Genomic DNA, 20963 nt, shown 5'->3' with positions numbered 1-20963 from the left:
GCCACAACCAAGCGCTCATCGCGCTCGCACGGCGACGCTGTGACGTCCTGTTCGCCATGCTGCGCGACGGCACCATTTACCAACCCAAGTCAGCCCCTACCGCTTGACGAAACACATAGGGGCACCCCCCTGAATCTCCCCACCCGACGACGATCGCGAATTCGTCTGATAATACGTGCGGCGATCCCCGCATACGCGCAATCGTCCGAATCCTGCCGAACCGTTGCACGGGCAACCAGACGGCACCATCGCCGCGATTGCATCGCCACCCGATGCAATCCGGAAACGAAACGGCGTCAGGCCCACCTGGTCGTTCGGAATGTGCCCAGCGCCGTTCAAATCCCCACACGACGCCCGCGCGACGCGGCGCCGCCAACAGGAGATGAACGATGATCACGCTGACCGTCAACGGTAGCGAACAGCATTTCGACGGCAACCCCGACATGCCGTTGCTCTGGTATCTGCGCGACGTCCTCGGTCACACGGGCACCAAATTCGGCTGCGGGATGGCGCTGTGCGGCGCATGCACCGTGCATCTCGACGGTGAAGCGATCCGCGCGTGCATCACGCCCGTCGCGGTCGCCGCCGGCAAGCGCGTGACGACGATCGAAGGATTGTCGACCGACCTGACCCACCCGCTGCAGCAAGCCTGGCAGGAACTGAACGTTGCGCAATGCGGCTACTGTCAGTCCGGACAGATCATGCAGGCCGCCTCGCTGCTGAAGACCAATCCTCACCCGAGCGATGCCGACATCGACGACGCGATGTCCGGCAACATCTGCCGCTGCGGCACCTATACGCGCATTCGCGCGGCAATCCGGCTGGCGGTGCGCCGTGGAGGTGCCGCATGAACGCGCCGGAACTCTCCGTCCACAACGAAAGCCGCCGCGCATTGCTGCTCGGCTTCGCCGCCGGCGGGCTGCTGCTCGCGTTCGGTGTGCCGTCGCTCGCGCGCGCGGCCGCGCCGGTGCAGCCGCCGGTCAGCCCGAATCCGCAGTACGGCGGCGCGGGCATGCCGCACGGATTGCGCGACGATCCGAACCTGTTCGTCGCGATCGCGCCGGACGGCACGGTCACGGTGACCTGCATCCGCTCCGAGATGGGGCAGGGCGTACGCACGAGCGTCGCGCTCGTGGTCGCCGATGAACTGGGCGCGGATTGGGCGCGCGTGAAGGTCGCGCAGGCGGTCGGCGACGAGCCGCGCTACGGCAACCAGAACACCGACGGCTCGCGCAGCCTGCGCCAGAGTTTCGCGGCGCTGCGCCGCGCGGGCGCCGCTGCACGCACGATGCTCGAGCAGGCCGCCGCGGCGACGTGGGGCGTCGACGTGCGTCAGGTGAAGGCGGCGGTCCACGAGGTCGTCGATACGAAAACCGGACGCAAGCTCGGCTTCGGCGAACTGGCCGCGAAGGCAGCCGCGCTGCCGGCGCCCGATCCGAAGAGCGTGCCGTTGAAGGCGCCGGCCGAATTCCGCTATATCGGCAAGGGCAAGACGGCGTTGATCGACGGACGCGACATCGTCGGTGGCCGCGCGCGCTACGGGATCGACACGCGGCTCGGCGGCATGCTGTATGCGGTGGTCGCACGTCCGCCGGTTTATGGCGATACGGTCGCGTCGTTCGACGCGTCGGCCGCGGAGAAGCTGTCGGGTGTCGTCAAGGTCGTGCAGCTCGCGTCGGCACCGCTGCCGTCCGGGTTCCAGCCGCTCGGTGGCGTTGCCGTGATCGCGCGCGACACGTGGACGGCCATCCAGGCGCGCGCGCAGTTGAAGATCGACTGGAAGCACGGGCCGCATGCAGGCTACGATTCGGCCGCCTACCGCAAGACGCTCGAAGCGGCGGTCGCGCAACCGGGCGACGTGATCCGCAACGACGGCGATACGGCCGCGGCGCTCGCGGGCGCTGCGAAGCGGGTGCGCGCGACGTACTACGTTCCGCATCTCGCGCACGCGACGATGGAGCCGCCGGCGGCAGTCGCGCGCGTGGCCGACGGCCGCTGCGAGGTGTGGACCTGCACGCAGGCGCCGCAGACCACGCGCGACGAGATCGCGAAGGCGCTCGCGTTGCCGACCGAGCGGGTAACGGTCAACGTGACGCTGCTCGGCGGCGGCTTCGGCCGCAAGTCGAAGCCGGACTACGTGGTGGAGGCCGCGTTGCTGTCGAAGGCAGTCGGCGCGCCCGTGAAGCTGACGTTCACGCGCGAGGACGACATCGCGCACGACTATTTCCACGCGGTGTCGCTGGAGGCGTTCGAAGGCGGCCTCGACGCGGCGGGGAAGGTGGTCGCGTGGCAGCATCGCACGGTCGCGCCTTCGATCCAGTCGACTTTCAGGGCAGGCGTCGTGCATGAGCAGCCGGGCGAGCTCGCGCAAGGCATCGCGGATCTTCCATTCGCAGTCCGGAACGTAAGGATCGAGAATCCGGCCGCGGAAGCGCACACGCGGATCGGCTGGTTTCGTTCGGTGTACAACATTCCGCACGCGTTCGGGATTCAGAGTTTCGTGTCCGAGCTCGCGCATGCGGCGGGCCGCGATCCGAAGGATTTCCTGCTCGACCTGATCGGGCCGGCGCGACGATTCGAACCGCACATCACGGTGAAGAACGTGAACTACGGCGAGGATCCGGCGTTGTATCCGGTCGATACCGGACGGCTGCGGCGCGTGATCGAGACGGTCGCGCGCGAAGCCGGTTGGGGGCGCAAGCTGCCAAAGGGGCACGGGCTCGGGATTGCCGCGCATCGCAGCTTCGTGTCGTACACGGCGGCCGTGTGCGAAGTGCAGGTCGGCGCGGACGGTGCGATCGCGGTGCCGCGCGTCGACATTGCGATCGACTGCGGGCCGCAGGTCAACCCGGAGCGCGTGCGCTCGCAGCTCGAAGGCGCGGTGGTGATGGGGCTCGGCATTGCGCTGCACGGCGAGATCACGTTCAAGGACGGACGCCCGGAGCAGAGCAACTTCAACGGCTTCCAGGTGTTGCGGATGAACGAGGCGCCGCGTGAAATCCGCGTGCACCTTGTCGCGCCGGACGACTACGCGACGCCGCTCGGCGGCGTGGGCGAGCCGGGCCTGCCGCCGGTCGCGCCGGCGCTGACCAACGCGATCTTCGCGGCGACGGGTACGCGCATCCGCAGCCTGCCCGTCGCGGATCAACTCGCGAAGCCGAAAGCGGGGTGATGCGGTGCCGCGCGCCGGGCCGTCTGCATGGCCCGGTGCGCGCATTCGCTCGTACACCCAGGCCATTGCACGCGATCCATTCATGCATTTCATTTGCATATAAATTCGACGGGACCACACGGCCGTCCGGCCGCCGGGACAACCGCTTTCCAGAATCAACCACGGAAATTCAATTTCGGCATTCAAGCCCGTAATTCCCCGTGGAAATAGAATCAATTGCCGTCGGATATCGGGTTTGCCCGATGGTGCGGTATCGTACAAAGAGCGACCGGAAAGTGTCGGATCATTGGCGCGTCGAATTCAATTTTGTAAAAAATTCAATGAGAAAAATCGGGCGTGATTCAGCCATTCGGTAACGACCGATTGGGTGGGGCATTTAGCGCATGCTTGTTACCGGCCAGTCCTAAGGCGGGCATTCATTATCGTTCTCATTCCGACGGTTCATGGCGTTCCAGTCGTGGTGGCGCCTGAGCTGTGGCGCCCGCTCGTCTGGAGATCGAAACCGCCGAGCCGGATGGCCGGTGTCGAAGGAATTGACGGTATATCGAAAGCGGAATGCGTTATCGAATACGGATTGACCTCGAGAGTATTGCGAAAAGGTGGCTCGAGATATTCGATTGGGCGGAGCGATGTGCGTCGTTTTGTCGAGTTGGTTAATGAAATGTGACAGCGCAATGCAATCGTATCGCCCATGAATTTAACATATTGATCTGCGTCGCGATCGCGGCGTGGTTCGATGCCTCGCTAGATGGGTTATCTAGCATTCTCAATCTGGAGAAACGCAATGCAAGAACTGAATCAGCAGGAAATCGCACAAGTTTCCGGCGGCTACTACAGCGGCGGCTCGATTTTCGACACGCTGGGCAACGTGGTCGAGCTGTACGGCCAGACGCTCTACAACGTCGGCGAAGCACTGACGACGGCTGTCGTCGGCACGGGCAATGCACTGCTCGGCCTGCTGACCGGCCAGCACGCGTAAGCCGGACGCGATTTCCGTGCGATGGCGCGCGCTGCGTCGCCATCGCGTGAATCGCGGCTCGCCGCGGCACCGGAGCGGGGCGCCGCGGCGATCTTCCCGGGCAACCGGGATGCATCCGTCGAACCCAACTGACTGTCTGTAATCCCGTATCTTGACGAACCCGACTTCTCTCTTCCGGCACGAAGCGCAACAGGCGCAGCGCGCCGGCGCGCTGGGCGAGATCGTGCTGGTGCGCCCCGTGCCGCTGACGCTGCTGGCGGTCGCCGCGGCCGTGATGGCCGCATGCGTGCTGCTGTTCTTTGCGTTCGGCACCTACACGCGTCGTACGACGGTCAGCGGCGTCGTGATGCCGGATGCGGGGCTGGTGAAGGTCTATGCGTTGCAGCCGGGCATCGTCGTCGAGCGCGACGTGAAGGAAGGGCAGCACGTCGCGCGCGGGCAGACGCTTTATACGGTGTCCACCGACCTGCAAAGCGCGGCGGAAGGCGCGACGCAGGCCGCGCTGATCGCGCAGGCGCGGCAACGCAAGGCGTCGCTGCTCACGGAAATGGACAAGACGCGCAGCCTGCAGCAGGACGAACGCGCGACGGTGCGCGCGAAGATCGCGAGCCTGCGCGGCGAGCTTGCGCAGATCGACGATCAGCTTTCGGCGCAGCGATTGCGCACGTCGATCGCGGCCGACGGCGCGAAACGGTATCGCGGCCTGCTGGCCCAGGACTACATTTCGAAGGATCAGGCGCAGCAGCGCGAGGCCGACCTGCTCGACCAGCAGTCGAAGCTGAACGGGCTGCTGCGCGAGCGCGCGTCGACGGCGCAGTCGCTGACGGAAGCGAACAACCAGCTGGCCGGCCTCGACCTCAAGCAGCAGAACCAGCTCGCGCAGATCGATCGCAACGTGATCGACGTCGACCAGAACCTGATCGAAAGCGAGGCGAAGCGCCGGATCGTCGTCACCGCGCCGGAAACGGGTGTCGTGACGGCGGCGATCGCCGACGTCGGCCAGTCGGTCGATACGTCCCGGCCGCTCGCGAGCGTGGTGCCGGGCGGCGCGCGCTGGCAGGCGCATCTGTTCGTGCCGAGCACGGCGATCGGCTTCGTGCGGGTCGGCGAGCCGGTGCTGATCCGCTATCAGGCGTTCCCGTATCAGAAGTTCGGCCAGTATCGCGCCGTGGTCGTGTCGATCGCGCGCACGGCGCTGTCGGCGGCCGAACTCGCGAACGATGGCGGCCCGGCGGCGACGCCGGGCGAGGGGCGCGACGCGACCTTCTATCGCGTGATCGTCGCGCTCGATGCGCAGCACGTCACCGCGTATGGCGCTCGGCAACCGCTGCAGGCCGGCATGACGCTGCAGGCAGACATCCTGCAGGAGCGCAGGCGCCTGTACGAGTGGGTGCTCGAGCCGCTTTACAGCCTGACCGGCAAACTCTGACGAGGTCGCGCATGGCATTACTCGATCGACTCTCGTTCGGCCTCGGCCGCCGGCTGCCGATGATCCTGCAGACCGAAGCCGCGGAATGCGGGCTCGCGTGCCTCGCGATGGTGGCCGGCTATCACGGCCATCACGTGGATCTCGCGACGCTGCGCGGACAATTCCCCGTATCGCTGAAGGGCGCGGGACTCGGGCGCGTGATCGAAGTCGCGCAGCGCCTCGCGCTCGGCACGCGCGCGGTGAAGCTGGACATGGCACAGCTCGGCCAGCTTCGCCTGCCGTGCCTGCTGCACTGGAATTTCAACCACTTCGTCGTGCTGAAGGAAGTGAATGGCAAGAGCGCGACGATTCACGATCCGTCGCACGGTATTCGCAAGGTGCCGCTCGCCGAAGTGTCGCGTGCGTTTACCGGCGTCGCGCTGGAACTGTGGCCGGCCGCCGGATTCGCGCCGCGCGCGGCGCGTCCGGCGGTGAAGCTGCGCGAGCTGCTGGGCCCGGTGTCCGGGCTGTCGCGCTCGCTGGCGCAGATCCTCGCGCTCGCCGTCGCGCTCGAAGTCTTCATGCTGGTGCAGCCGTTCTTCCTGCAGTGGGTGATCGACGAAGTGATCGTCAGCGCCGATCGCGACCTGCTGACGGTGCTGGCGCTCGGCTTCGGCCTGTTGCTGCTGATGCAGCAGGCGACCGGCACGATTCGCGCGTGGGCGCTGATGTACGTCGGCGTCACGCTGAACATCCAGTGGCGCGCGAACGTGTTTACGCACCTGCTGAGCCTGCCGGTGCGCTATTACGAGCGGCGCCATCTCGGCGACGTCGTATCGCGCTTCGGTTCGATCGACACGATCCAGCAGACGCTGACGACGTCGTTTCTCGGCGCGGTGATCGACGGGCTGATGACGATCGTCACGCTCGCGATGATGTTCGTCTACAGCCGCGTGCTCGGGTTCGTCGCGCTGGCGACGATGGCGCTGTACGCGCTCGTCCGGTGGTTGTGGTACGGCCCGCTGCGGCGCGCGACCGAGGACCAGATCGTGCACGCGGCCAAGCAGCAGAGCCATTTCCTCGAAACGGTGCGCGGCGTGAAGACGATCAAGCTGTTCAACCGCCAGACGGAGCGCCGCGCGAGCTGGATCACGCTGCTGGTCGAGCAGGTCAATGCGAGCCTGCACGTGCAGAAGCTGCAGATCTTCTACCAGCAGCTCAACGGCCTGCTGTTCGGCATCGAGAACGTGCTGATCATCTGGCTCGGCGCGCGCATGGTGATGGATGGCCAGTTCACGGTGGGCGTGCTGATGGCGTTCAACGCGTACAAGAACCAGTTCGACAGCCGGGTCGGCAGCCTGATCGACAAGTATTTCGAAGTCAGGATGCTGCAGCTCCAGGGCGAGCGGCTGGCCGACATCGTTTTCGCGGAAAGCGAGCCGGACGCGAGCCTGCGCAGCGTGCCGGGCGAGGCCGATGCGCTCGACGCGAGCATCGAGATCGACGGGCTGTCGTTCCGCTACGCGGACGGCGAGCCGCTGGTGCTGGACGGCGTGAGCGCGAAGATCGCGGCGGGCGAGTCGGTGGCGATCGTCGGGCCGTCGGGTTGCGGCAAGACGACGCTGATCGGCGTGCTGCTCGGCATCCACGAGCCGACGGGCGGCACGGTGCGGATCGGCGGGCTCGAGGTCGGCCGGCTCGGCATCGAGCGGTTGCGCGGGCTCGTCGGCACCGTGTTGCAGGACGACGTGCTGTTCGCGGGCTCGATCGCGGACAACATCAGCTTCTTCGATCCGGATGCGGACCCGCGCTGGGTCGCCGAATGCGCACGCATCGCCGCCGTGCACGACGACATCGCCGCGATGCCGATGGGCTACAACACGCTGGTCGGCGACATGGGCACGGTGCTGTCCGGCGGGCAGAAGCAGCGCGTGCTGCTTGCGCGCGCGCTGTACAAGCGGCCGGGCATTCTCGTGCTCGACGAGGCGACGAGCCATCTCGACATTCAGCGCGAGATGCAGGTCAATGCGGCCGTCACGCAACTCGCGATGACGCGGCTGATCGTTGCGCACCGGCCGGAGACGATCGCGTCGGCGCAGCGCGTCATCATGCTGCAGGGCGGCAAGGTCGTGCTCGACCAGTCGACCGCCGCGATGCGCACGGCGATGGCGGCAAGGACGTCCGCCGGCGCGCCGGCCGCACCGACGACGCATGACGCCGGCGCCGCGGAACCGGTCGCGGGGCGTTGAGCGATGAAGCGCTCACTCGCTACCGTGCTGGCTGTCGTCGCGCTCGCTGCGTGCGTGCCGGCGGCATGCGCACAGATGCTCGACGTCTACGGCACACGCAATGAAGTCGCGGCGACGCCGTCCGGGTCGATTGCGTCGGCCACGGCATGCGGCGCGCGGCATGTCGACGAGCGGCCGCTCGCGCTCGAGGACGCGATCCTGCTCGCGATCTGCTCGCATCCGCAACTGAGTCGCACGTGGTCGGATGCGCGCGCGGCGGCGGCTGAGGTCGGCGTGTCGAAGGCCGCATACTGGCCGACGCTCAATGCGACGGCGGGTATCGAGCGCGACAACCTGACGACGAACTACAGCGGCGGCTACTCGCAGGACCAGCGCAGCACCAGCCGCTACGGCATGCTCAACCTGAGCTGGGTGCTGTTCGATTTCGGCAAGCGCGGCGCGACGCTCGACCGTGCGCGCGCGCTGTTGCGCGCGGCGAACGCGGCGCACGACGATGCGCTGCAGAGCGTCTTCTACGATGCGGCGCAGGCGTTCTACGCGCTGCGCGACGCGCAGGCGGCGCTGGCCGCCGCGCAGGCGGTCGAGCACGCGGCGCAGGAAAGCCTGGCCGAGGCGAGCGCGCGGCACGACGGCGGCGCCGGCACGCTCGGCGATGCATTGCAGGCGCAGACCACCTACCGCAAGGCGCTGCTCGATCGCGTGAGCGCGGAAGGCGACCTGCAGAACGCGATCGGCACGCTCGCGACCACGCTGGGCGCCGACGCCGATACGCCGCTGCGCATCGCCGACGCGGAACCGTCGCCCGATCGCGACGACTTCACGCGCGGCGTCGCCGACCTGATCGCCGAAGCGAAGCGCCATCACCCGAAACTGATCGCCGCGCGCGAAAAGCTCGAAGCGGCGCGCGACGAAGTGCGCGCGGTGCGCGCGCAGTCGCTGCCGACCGTTTCGCTGATGGGCAGCCTCGCGCGCAACAACCCGTCATACCAGCAGCAGGCATCGTTTCTCCAGTTGCAGAGCAGTCACAGCAACTCGATCGGCATCCAGATCTCGATTCCGCTGTTCGAAGGGTTCGCGTCGGGCTACCGCGTCGCCGAGGCGAAGGCGCAGGCGGACGCGCAGGAAGCCGACGTGCGCAACACTGAACTCAAGGTGTCGCTCGACGTATGGAAGAGCTACCAGAGCCTGCAGACCGACACGACGAACCTGGACAACTCGCGGCATCTGCTGGACACCGCACTGCATTCGCTCGACATCGCGCGTGGCCGCTACAAGGCCGGCGTCGGCACGTTCACGGAATTGCTGAATGCCCAGTCGGCGCTCGCGGATGCGCGGCGGCAGCGCGTGCTCGCGGTGTCGAAATGGCGGATCGCGAGACTGAAGCTGGCCGAGAGCCTTGGGAGATTGAGATTATGGAACGACGCGGGTTGAACGACGCCGGGCCGCACGCGCGCGGCGCGCAGGCGCGCGGATGCGCGTTCCTGTTCCCGGGGCAGGGGGCGTTCTATGCGGGCGCGCTGCGGCAGCTCGCACGTGAACACGGGAGCGTGCGGCAGACCCTCGACATGCTCGACGCGGTCGCGAGCGAGCGCCTGAGCCGCCCGCTGACGGGCGCGCTGTGGCGCGACGATGCCGGGCTCGATGCATGGCTGCATGAAGCGCCGGATCTGCTGCAGCTCGGAATCTACGGCGCATCGGTCGCGATGTTCGGCGTGCTGCGTGCGCACGGCGTGGTGCCGGACGTGCTGATCGGACACAGCTTCGGCGAGATCGCGGCGCTGGTGTGCGGCGGCATGTATTCGATCGAGCAGGGTGCGCGGATCGTCTGCGACCGGATCGCGTCGTTGCAGGCGGCGGCGCCGCCCGACGGGATGATGGCGGCGATCTCCGCGGGTGCCGACGCGACGCGCGAGCTGATCGACGCGAGCGCCGTCACGCATGCGATGCGCAACGTGTGCGTTGCGGTCGAGAACCATCCGTCGCAGACCGTCGTGTCCGGTCCGCGCGATGCGCTGGAGCGCTTCGTCGCGGCCTGTGCGGCACGCGGCGTCGCCGCGCAGACGCTCAGGTCTCCGTATGGCTTTCATCACCCCGATCTCGCTGGCGCGCGCGAGCAGTTCGCCGCGCGTCTTGCCGCGTATCGGCATGGCCCGCTCGCGATTCCCGTGTATTCGCCGATCCTCGGCCGCCGCTACAGCGGCGCCGACGATCCGGGCGCGCGGCTCGCGTCGCACTTCGTGCTGCCGGTGCGGTTCGCGGATGCGATTCGCGCCGCGTGCGCGGACGGCATCGGACGCTATGTCGAATGCGGCGCGCTCAACGCGCTGGCGCGCATCGTCGTGCGCATCGCGGGTCCCGGCACGGTCAGGACGTTCGGCGGCCCGTCGAACGCAGCAGAGGAATCGAGCGTCGTCACGACGATCACCCGTTATTTTCAGGAGGACAACATCATGAAGGACGATATTCGCATCGGCAACGCCGGCTCCGGGTTCGACGCGTTCTGGCATGCGCGCGGGCCGCACATCGTCGACTGGCTCAAGGGCGAGCTGCGTCACGCGTTCGATGCGGCGAGCACGGCATCGGCCGGCGCCGTGCCGGCCGCGGCACCGACGGTCGCCGCATTCGCGCCGCAGGCCGAGCCGCTCGGTGCGGCCGCGCCGCGTCTTGCGGCGGTGGCCGTGGCCGCGCCGACACTGACGGCGGTACCGTCGCCGTCGATGCCGCACGAGCCGCTCGCGGCGGCGAAGCCCGCACACGTGCCGCGCGATCGGCTGTTCGCGGAGCTCGTCGATATCTACGCGCAAGCGATGGAATATCCGGCCGAGGTGTTCTCCGAAACGATCGAGCTCGAAGCCGAACTCGGCATCGACTCGGTCAAGCAGACGGAGATCATCCAGCGCATTACCGCGCGCTACGCGCTGCCGCCGCTGCCGGCCAATTTCCGCAGCGGCGATTTCAAGGCGATGGGGCAGATCGTCGATTTCGTCTACGAGAACCAGGGAAAAGCAGTCGCTTGACGGCCGTTGGCTCAAACGTTGGTCGGCAGGGGGGGCCCTGCCGTAATGACAAGTTCTCGATAGGCAGGCGATCCATGTCGAATACCAGCATGCGCGGCAAGCTCGTTCTCGTGACGGGCGGTGCGAAAAACGTGGGCAAGGCGATCTGCAGGCGTTTCGCCGAGCAGGGCGCGCACGTGATCCTGAATTTCTTCCACTCGCTCGACGCGTCGAAGCAGACGGCCGACGAACTGCGCGCGCTCGGCGCGACCGTCGACGTGATCCGCGCGTCGGTCGCGCAGCAGGCGCAGGTCGACCGGATGTTCGACGAGATCGAACGGCGCTACGGCCGACTCGACGTGCTCGTCAACAATGCGGCGTCCGGTGCGCTGCTCGGCGTCGACGAGATCGGCGCCGAGCATTTCGATCGCGCGCTCGACACCAACCTGAAGGGCGCGTTCTGGTGCGCGCGTCGAGCCGCGGCGCTGATGGCGCGCTCGGGCGGCGGGGCGATCGTCAACGTGTCGTCGGTGGGCGCGACGCTCGTGCCTGCGAACTATCTGGTCGTCGGCACCGCGAAGGCGGCGCTCGAATCGCTGACGCGCTATCTCGCGGTCGAATACGCGGGCCGCGACATTCGCGTGAACGGCGCATCGTCGACGCTGATCGACGGCGACGTCGCCGCGCAGTTTCCGGACCCGGAGAACACGAAGCGTTCGAGCATCGCGGCGACGCCGATGAAGCGGCTCGCACGGGCGGAAGACCTCGCCGATCTCGTCGTGTTTCTCGCCTCGGACGCGGCGCGCTGGATCACCGGTCAGGTGGTCGTCGCGGACGGCGGGCTGTCGCTGTGCAGCGAGGGGCTGTCGCCGCGCGCGGAATGGGCGAGCGCGGAGCGTGCCGCGAGCGAGACTGTGCCCGCTGCCGTGCCGACGGCTCCTGCAAAGACCGGTCAGCAACCGGCCTCGTTGCTGACCGGTCGACCCGCCGCATCGCCCGACGACGCGCCGGACAGTGACGACATCGCCGTGGTCGGCATGGGTCTCGCATTGCCCGGCGCGAGCGACCCGGACGCATTCTGGCGCGCGCTGCTCGACGGCCCCGAGCTGTTCGGCAACGTACCGCCCGATCGCTGGGATTACCGCTCGTTCTATTCGCCCGACACGTCGGCGGAGGACAAGAGCTATCAGTCGCGCTCGGTCTTCATCGAGCATTTCGACCCGTGCCCGACGGTGCGCGCCGAGCTCGACGCGGGCACCGCGCCGCGCGAGCTGACGACGTTGTGGCTGCGTCACGCGCTGTGCCAGTCGCTCGACGGCGTGACGCTGCGCGATGCCGATCGCGTGGCGTTCCTCGTCGGCTACACGGCGGACGGCAGCCAGCATCTCGAGGAAGGGATGGTGCTGGCCGCCGCGCGCGAGCGCCTGAACGCGGTGCTGATCGAGGCGGGCATGGACGCGGCCGAGCGCGAGCGCCGCGTGGCCGCGCTCGATGCGGTGCTCAGCGCGCGCTATGCGCGCGGCGCCGGCGATCTCGCATCGTTCTTCCCGCACCGGGTCGGTTTGAACGCGATGAAGGGCGTGCTGCCCGACGACGCGCAATGCATGATGGTCGACACCGCGTGCTCGTCGTCGCTGTATTCGATCGATCTCGGGATCAAGGCACTGCTGCTCGGCAAGCAGGACGTGGTCGCATGCGGCGGCGCGTTCGCGCTCGCGCCGCGCGGCTCGATCCTGTTCTCGAAGCTGCATGGCCTGTCGCGCAGCGGCGAAGTGCGGCCGCTCGACCGCAACTGCGACGGCGTGCTGTTCGCGGACGGCGCGGGCGTCGTGATCCTGAAGCGCGTCGCGCGGGCGCGCGCCGACGGCGATCGCATCCTCGGCGTGCTGAAATCGTTCGGCTCGTCGTCCGACGGCAAAGGCAAGGCGATCTATGCGCCGAACTCGGCCGGCCAGCGCATCGCAATCGACCGCGCGTATGCGCGCACCGCGACGGTGCCGGCCGACGTCGACTGGGTGGTTGCGCATGCAACGGGCACGCCGGCTGGCGATCTCGCCGAGTTCCAGAGCCTGCGCGATGCAATCCGGCGCGACCGCCCGGTGCAGGTGACGTCGAACAAGTCGCTGGTCGGGCATACGGGCTGGGCGGCCGGTGTCGTGTCGGTGATTCAGGTGCTGCTCGGGTTGCGGCATCAGGTGATCCCGCCGCAGCACCGCTTCAGCGAGCCGCCGCCGGAATTCGACATCGCCGGCACGAACCTGCGGATTCCGGTGGCGCCGGTATCGTGGCCGGTCCGGCGCGATTCGGCACGCGTCGCGGCGGTGTCGGGGTTCGGCTTCGGCGGCACGAACGGCCACCTGATCGTGTCGGAATACCGCGCGGATCTGCCCGCTGGCGAAGCGAGCGGCCGGTTCGAGCGCGAGCCGCTCGCGATCGTCGGCTGGTCCGCGAAGTTTCCGGGCCTGGACGACGACGCACAAGTTGCCGCGTGGCTGCGCGGCGAAGGCCGCGCGCCCGACGCGAGCTTCGGGATCGGCTACCCGTTGCCGAGCTTCGCGCGCGTGAAGATGCCGCCGGCGGTGCTTCGCGCGCTCGATCGCTGCCAGTTGATGGCGCTCGACGCGGCGCACGACCTGCGCGAACGCCTCGGCGCATTCTGGCGCGAGCACGCGGACACGATCGGCCTCGTGATGGGGCACATGGGGCCGACGCGCAATGCGGCGCTTTACGCGAGCCGCTGTTATCTGGACGACATCGCGACCGCGGTGCTCGACGCGACGCGGCCGGACGAGCGCGCGGCAACCGAACGCGTGCTGGAGGCATTGCGCGCGGCGACGAAGCGGCTCGTCGCGCCGACGACCGAGAATTCGTTTCCGGGGATGATGCCGAACGTGATCCCCGCGCGCGTCGCCAACTATCACGACCTGCACGGCATGAACATGACGGTCGATGCGGGCCATGCGTCGACGCTGGCCGCGTTCGAGGCGGCCGAGCGCTTCCTGTGCAGCGGCGAACTCGACATGGCGATCGTCGGCGGCATCAACGGCAACTCGGCGGAAGAAGTGCGCCCGGCATTCGGGCTGCCGCTCGCGGAGGGCATCGTGCTGTTCGCGGTCACGACGGTGCGGCGTGCGCACACGGAAGGGCTGCCGGTGCTCGCGGTGGTCGGCGGCGGCGACGCGCGGGCCGCGGTCGAACCGGCCGCGCCGCGCGACGCGATGGGGCGGGCGGTCACGTATGCGGGTGCCGATTCGGCGATCGACGTGCTGCGTGCGATCGTCGCGCACGAAGCCGGCACGACGCTCACGCGAGACGGCGGCGGCGATCGTGCGCGCTACGCGCTGCATGTTGCATGCGAACGGGCCACGCCGCGCGAGCCGGATCGCGAGGCGCGGCCTGTGCCGCCGACACACGAGGCGGCACCGGTCGCTGCGTCCGTCGAACCGGCCGCATCGACGACCGTTGCGGCCGCACCCGTTGAACCCGGCATCTTGATACCGGGCACGTTGCGCCGGACCGGCGTCGCGGCTGACGGCGAACCGCTCGGCGTCGCGCGTTACCGGATCGAATGGCGCGATGCGCCGTGGCGGCCGGCGGGCCGGTCGACGCCGTTCATCGCGCCGCGCTGCGTGATCGTGACCGACATGCCGGACACGCTGGCCGCCCAGGCGAATCCGGGCCCCGGCTGCGTGGTGCTGTCGACGCGGCCGTTCGCCGCGCACCGGCCGGGCTGGCACTGGATCGAGCGGATCGACGCAGCGGCGCTCGACATCGTGCCCGACGATATCGGCCACGTGCGCGTGCTCACGTCGCTCGACGCCGGCACGCTCGCCACGGGTGCCGCCGCGCCGGCCACGCCCGAGCGGCTCGCACTGCACGACCTGGCGTTCCTCGCGGTCAAGCGCTGCCATGCGGCACTCGAGCGCGGCGGAACCTTCATCGCATTGCTGCTCGACGCGCTCGCCGGCGACGTGCCGCATCCGGATGCCGGCCTGTTCACGGGCCTCGTGAAGGCACTCGCGATCGAGATGCCGGAAGCGCGCCCGGTTGCCGTGCTGACCGATACGCGCGCGCTGCCCGACGCGCTGCGCGATGCCGAGCGCGAAAGCGGTGCACGTCACTGGCTGCCGGTCGTCGCGTTGGGCGGCGGTCGTCGCCGCACGCCGCGCGTGATCGCGGATGCGGGTGAACTGCGCGCGGACGAGCGGCTGTCGCTCGGTCAGGATTCGGTCGTCGTTGCGGTCGGCGGTGCGCGCGGGATCACCGGCGAACTGATGAAAACGCTGGCCGCGCACGTGCGTCCGACGCTGTATCTGATCGGCAGCAGTGCGCTGGACGCGATCGACGCGAACCTGCTCGCGATGGACGACGAAACGTTCGCGAAGAGCCGCCCGGACTACATCCGCCAGCAGAAGGCGCGGCATCCGGAACGGCCGTTGCCGGAGATCATCCGCGCCTTCGAGCGGCGTGCCGACGCGCGCACGGCGTGCATGAACATCGAGGCGATGCGCGCGTTCTGCGGCGCGCATCGCGTGACCTACCTGCGCGCCGACGTGCTCGATCCCGACAGCGTGAAGACGGCCATCGACACGATTCTCGCGCGCGAGCCGCGCGTGGACCTGCTGGTCAACGCGGCCGGGCTGAACCGTTCGGCGTCGGTGAGCGTGAAGTCGCTGGACGATTTCGTCGCGGTGCGCGACATCAAGGTGCGCGGCTACTGGAATTTGCGCGACGCGTTCGGCACGCGGCAGCCGCGCCTGTGGTGCAACTTCGGCTCGTTCATCGGGCTGACAGGGCAGGCGGGCGAAACCGACTACGCGTCGGGCAACGACTTCCTGAACACACAGGCGTCGTATCACCGCGCGGCGCTCGGTCACGACGAATTCACGATCGGCTGGACGCTGTGGCGCTCGGTCGGGCTCGGCGCGAATCCGGTCACGCGCGCATTTCTCGAGAAGAGCGGATTGTTCACGAGCATGCGCACCGCGGAAGGACAGCATCACTTCATGCGCGAGCTCGGTCTCGGCGAGCGCGCGGCGATGTCCGTGCATCTCGGCGAGGCCGAGCGGCGCGCGATCGAGACGCACCTGCCCGGTTACTTCGATCTTGGCGAAAGCGCGCCGGCCGCCGCCGACGCATCGCGCAATCCGGATTTCTATCTCGGCGCGGAACTCGCGCGCACCGACGACAGCGTGACGTTCGAGCGCGTGTTCGACCTCGAACGCGACGCGTATCTGCAGCATCACGTCGTCAACGGTTTTCCGACGCTGCCGGGGACCTTCGTGCCCGAGGTGGCCGCCGAGGCCGCGCTGCGGCTCGTGCCGGGGCTCAAGGTCGTCGGCTTCGCGGATGCGGCATTCCTGCATTTCCTGCGCGTCTACGATGCGAAGCGGCCGAGCGTGAAGCGCATCCATGCGCGGATCGCGTCGCGCGACGGCGACGCGGTGCACGTGCACGTGCGGATCTCCGGCGACGTGCTGGCACCGGGCGGGCAGGTGCTCGTGCGCGACAAGCCGCACTTCGAGATCACCGTTCGCCTGTCCGACGCGTATGCGCCGGCGCCGGTGTGGCACGAACCGGCAATGGCGACGTTCACGCCCGTCGCCGATCCGTATCACTTCGACGCGGCGCCGGTGCGGCTGACCGGCATGTTCGTGTCGACGACCGATACCGGCATGAGCGACGCGGGCAAGCAGGCGCGTTTCCGGCTGAATGTGCCGGGTGACGATCCGGTGTTCTCGCGCTTCGTGGTGCCAAGTATCCTGCTCGACGGGCTCGCGCGCGTGGCCGCGCTCGATCACGTTGCCGGCGACTACATCCCGCTCGCGGCGCCGATGTCGATCGGCCGCATCGACATCTACGAAGCCGGTAACGACTGCGAGCTGTCGAACCGCCACGCGTCGATCGCGCTGCGCGTGACGCCGCGCGCGTTCGCGCTCGAGGGGCCGGCGAGCAGCGGCAACCGGTTCGTCGCGGTGCGCCCGGACGGCAGGATCCTGATGCAGATGCGCGACGTGACGGGCATCGTGATCGGCTACGTGCATCGCGTGACCGGTGCGTTCGCCGCGCGCGGCGAGGTCGACGCGCAGCTCGCCGGCCGCGCGGCTTCCGAGCAGGTGAGCGCATGACGATGAAGCGACTCGCGCCCGGCCCGCGCGGCAGCGTCGTGATGGGCAACCTCGCGGAGTACAAGCGCAATCCCGTCACGATGTTGCTGAAGCTGCAGCAGCAGTACGGCGACATCGCGCGCAATCGTCTCGGCCCGTTTCTCACGCACGCGCTCGCGCATCCCGACGGTGTCCAGCACGTGCTGCAGGACAACCACCGCAACTACGTGCGCGGCCGCTTCTACGACAACTTCAAGATGTTCTTCGGCGACGGCCTGCTGACGACCGACGGCGAGTTCTGGCGGCGTCATCGCCGCGTGGTGCAGCCGTTGTTTCACCGCAAGCAGGTCGAGTCGCATACGGCCGCGCTCGGCGATGCGGCGCTCGCGCTCGTCGAGCGCTGGCTGAAGCAGCCGGCGCATGCGCCGTTCGACGTCGTCGAGGAAATGATGCGCGTGAGCCTGCGCATGCTCGGGCTGATGCTGTTCAACGCGGACATCTCGCGGCATGCGGATGACGTCGGGCCGGCCGTGCGCTTCGGCATCGCGGCGATGATGCCGCAGGGCAACCTGAACGATTTCGTGCCGCGCTGGATGCCGACGCCGTTCAATCGCCGGATCGCGCATGCCCGCCGCGGGATCGACACGATCGTCGACGCGATCGTCGCCGAGCATCGCGCGGGGCGCTGCGAAACGAGCGACGTGATCTCGCTGCTGCTCGCCGCGCGTGATCCGGAAACGGGTGCGCCGCTGACCGAGCGCGAGGTGCACGACGAGGTGATGACGGTGTTTCTCGCGGGCCACGAAACCACCGGCAGCGGGATGGCGTGGGGGCTCTACGCGCTCGCGCAGCATCCGGACGTGTTGCGCCGCCTGCGCGAGGAGCTCGATGCGGTGCTCGGCGGCCGTGCGCCCGACGCGGCCGATCTCGAACGCCTGCCATACCTGGTGCAGACCGTCGACGAGATCCTGCGCCTGTATCCGCCGATCTGGGGCTTCACGCGCGATCTGGTCGACGACGACGAGATCGGCGGCTATCACGTGCCGGCCGGCTCGTCGGTGTTCATGTCGCCGTACGTCACGCATCGTCATCCGGCGCTGTGGGCGAACCCCGACGCATTCGATCCGGAGAACTTCGGATCGTACGCGCCGGCGCGTCACAAGTACGCGTACTTTCCGTTCGGCGGCGGGATGCGCAAATGCATCGGCTACCAGACCGCGTTGCTGCAGATACGCGTGCTTATCGCGGTGGTGGCGCAACACGTCGATCTGAGCGCGGTGCCCGGTCATTCACTCGACACCGGCGCGACGATCTCGCTGCGACCCCGCGACGGCATTCGGTTGATCGCGAAACCGCGATCGCGCGAGCGGGTGCCGAGGGAGCAGACGGGACGGGACGCAAGCGTGCCGGGTGCCCGGGCTTCGGTGTGCCCGTTCACGGGCACGCAAGCGGGAACGCAAGTGCAAGAGCAAGCGCGCGTGCCGGCCCCCGACGCCGGGCAACCAGCGCATGCGGCGTCGCCGACGCCTGTCCGTTCCGCCGGCCCAGCGCTGGCGCCGGACGTGCTGGCCTTTCTGCAGCGCGACGCGATCACGGACGAAGCGTCGCAATGCACCGACGCCACGCCGACGCACCGCTTCACATGGCGGCCGGTCGAGATCGAACCGCTGCCCGACTTGCCGTCGGCCGAACTGAGCGGCAAGCGGATCGCGATCGTCAATGGCCTCGGTCGCTCGGTCGAGCGCGTGGTGGCGACGCTCACGCGCGCCTGTGCGAAACCGAGCGTGTTCGCGCCGGCCGACGGCATCGATCCGGCGACCGCCGCGAGCGCGTTCGTCGCGCAGTCGGGGCCGTTCGACGGGATCGTCGATCTCGGTGTCGAGGCGCCGTTCTCGCTCGACGCGCACGATCAATGGGAAGCGCCGCTGCGCCGCACGGTCGCGCTGCTGCAGGCGTGCTACGGCGACTGGTCGCAGGAGGCGTCGACGTCGCGGCTGTTCTATCTGGCGCTCACCTGGCAGGACGGGCTGATGGGGCACGGCGATGGCACGCTCGTGCAGCCGCTCGGCGGATTGTGGGCCGGCCTGGCGAAGACGCTGCCGCAGGAATTGCCGAACTGCAACGTGCGCGTGCTCGACATCGCGCCCGACGAAACGGGACGCGTCGACCAGCTGATCGCGCGCGAACTGTATCGCTGGGGACGCTTCGAGGTCGGCCACCGCGGCGGGCGCCGCCATACGCTCGTCGCGACCCGCGACGATCTGCCGGCCGACGCGGCGCCCGACTGGGGGCCCGACGACATCGTGCTGTTTTCGGGCGGTGCGCGCGGCATCGGTTTCCTGGCTGCGTGCGCGCTGGCGAAGCGCCATCGCTGCACGGTGATCGTCACCGGGCGCGATGCGTTGCCCGCTGGCGACGAGCCGTGGCTTGCGCTCGACGACGCGGGCTTCAAGCGCTACGGGCTCGAGCAACTGCGCCAGGCGACGCCGGAGCGGTCGCCGAAGGCGATCCGGCATGCACTGCGGCAGCTCGAACGCCGCCGCGAACTGAAGGCGTCGCTCGATGCGGCGGCCGCGCTTGGCCTGCCGGTGCACTACCGCGTATGCGACGTGACCGACGCGCAAGCCGTGCGGACGCTGTGCGACGCCCTCGGCGACCGGCTGCGCGGCGTGATCCACAACGCGGGCATCGACCAGCCGGTGCGATTGCCGCGCAAGCGCGCCGATGAATTCATCGGCACCGTGCGCGTGAAGGTGCTCGGCTTCCTCAATCTCTACGCGGCGGTGCGTGAGCTCCCGCGCGTCGGCTGCTTCGTCAACGTCGGCTCGCTGACCGGCCGCTGGGGCGGAATGACCGGCGAGACCGACTATGCGGCCGCGAACGAGGCGCTGGCGCGGCTCGGCTGGTGGGCGCGGCGCGACGCCGGCGCGCGCGTCGTGAAGACGATCGCGTGGCCGACCTGGGACGGCGTCGGGATGATCACGAACCTCGCCGTCACGCGGCGCTACGTGACGCCGATGCGGATCGACGAAGGCGTGCGCCACTGGCTCGCGGAACTCGCGACACCGGCAACGCCGGCGACCCGCGGCAGTGGCGAACCGATGTACATGGGGGCGGTTGGCCGCGCGCTGACGCCGATCCAGCTGCGCGGATTCGACGCGGTCGACGGCTTGCCGAACCTTGGCGAACTCGCGACGCGCCGGCATCACGCGGGTGAGCCACGACGCTTCCGGCCGTTCACGTGCTTCTCGACGCGCTACCGCACCGCGGGCGCACCTTATACGCATGCATTCCGCTTCGACGGCCGCGCGGCCGTGCCGGCGTCGCTGTTGCTCGAGCACGCGCGCGTCGCGGCCGACTGGGTCGCGCCGCCCGGCGGCGAGCGGGCGTGCCTGCACGAAGCCGTCGACATCACGATCGCGCTCGACGCGCTCGCCGATGCGCTCGACGGTCACGGCGATCTCGCGCTCGACACCGACGCGAGCGGTCGCGCGGTGGACGACGGCTGGCACGTGACGGTGCGCTGCGCGTCGCTCGCCGGCCGCGCGCTGCTCGATGCGACGTTCGTGTACCGCGGTCATCCGCCCGGCGGCATGACCGTTCCGCTGCCGCGCGAAACCGAAGACGACACGATCCAGCGGTCCGCACGGGCGAGCTGGCGCGACGACCTGTTGCCCGAGGCGCGATGGAGCGGCGGCATCGCCCAGGCGAAAGCCGCCGACCCCGCCGCGCTATGGGGCGTGCAGGGGGATGAGGGGCGCGTGCCGTGTCCGCAGCTGTGGCTGCCGGTCAATCACCTGGAAAACGTGTTGCGCGTGCTGCTCGGCGCGTGGCCCGCCGACGGCGAGCCGCCGCGCGCATGGCGCATCGGTCGCATCGTGTTCGGCGCCGCGCACGCCGGCGATGCCGACATGCTGCTGCGTTATCCGAACGACCGCTTCGCGATCGCCGATCGCGCGGGCGCATCGATCGCCGACCTGTACGGCGCACGGCTTGCCGGCGCGACCGACACGCAGGCCGCGGCGGCGTCGGCCATTTGAACGGGAAGAGGA

At 68.9% G+C, this 20963-nt stretch carries 9 protein-coding genes; all 9 read left to right on the top strand.

Translation table 11 applies throughout. The features are described from left to right. The first annotated feature begins 389 nt into the window (after positions 1-389). Positions 390-851, top strand: a complete 462-nt coding sequence (locus HWX25_RS28330; protein WP_059691184.1) for a (2Fe-2S)-binding protein — start codon at positions 390-392, stop codon at positions 849-851. Beyond that, a complete protein-coding gene (locus HWX25_RS28325; RefSeq protein ID WP_175911751.1) occupies positions 848-3172 on the top strand; it encodes a molybdopterin cofactor-binding domain-containing protein in 2325 nt (774 codons plus the stop codon). Before HWX25_RS28330 ends, HWX25_RS28325 begins: the two co-directional genes overlap by 4 nt. Before the next feature lie 784 nt (positions 3173-3956). Continuing rightward, positions 3957-4151 carry a hypothetical protein gene (locus HWX25_RS28320; protein WP_059449338.1) on the top strand — a complete coding sequence of 65 codons (195 nt, stop codon included), beginning with the start codon at positions 3957-3959 and terminating at the stop codon, positions 4149-4151. A gap of 151 nt (positions 4152-4302) precedes the next feature. After that, positions 4303-5580, top strand: a complete 1278-nt coding sequence (locus HWX25_RS28315; protein WP_059815593.1) for an HlyD family efflux transporter periplasmic adaptor subunit — start codon at positions 4303-4305, stop codon at positions 5578-5580. A gap of 11 nt (positions 5581-5591) precedes the next feature. Beyond that, on the top strand, positions 5592-7808 hold the full coding sequence (locus HWX25_RS28310) for a peptidase domain-containing ABC transporter (protein ID WP_175911750.1): 2217 nt from the start codon (positions 5592-5594) through the stop codon (positions 7806-7808). A gap of 3 nt (positions 7809-7811) precedes the next feature. Beyond that, positions 7812-9239, top strand: a complete 1428-nt coding sequence (locus HWX25_RS28305; RefSeq protein WP_175911749.1) for a TolC family protein — start codon at positions 7812-7814, stop codon at positions 9237-9239. Then, complete coding sequence (locus HWX25_RS28300) at positions 9221-10825, top strand: acyltransferase domain-containing protein (RefSeq protein ID WP_175911748.1); 1605 nt, start codon at positions 9221-9223, stop codon at positions 10823-10825. Before HWX25_RS28305 ends, HWX25_RS28300 begins: the two co-directional genes overlap by 19 nt. A 74-nt stretch (positions 10826-10899) precedes the next feature. Further along, entirely contained in the window at positions 10900-16932 is a 6033-nt protein-coding gene (locus tag HWX25_RS28295) for an SDR family oxidoreductase (protein ID WP_175911747.1), read from the top strand. Beyond that, complete coding sequence (locus HWX25_RS28290) at positions 16929-20951, top strand: cytochrome P450 (RefSeq protein ID WP_175911746.1); 4023 nt, start codon at positions 16929-16931, stop codon at positions 20949-20951. Before HWX25_RS28295 ends, HWX25_RS28290 begins: the two co-directional genes overlap by 4 nt. Positions 20952-20963 lie beyond the last annotated feature (12 nt).

Origin of the sequence: Burkholderia sp. BCC1640, assembly GCF_902833125.1 — a bacterium.
In the GTDB taxonomy this organism is placed as follows: domain Bacteria; phylum Pseudomonadota; class Gammaproteobacteria; order Burkholderiales; family Burkholderiaceae; genus Burkholderia; species Burkholderia diffusa.
The sequence above is the reverse complement of the archived record's forward strand: the minus strand, read 5'-3'. Positions and strand labels throughout refer to the sequence as shown.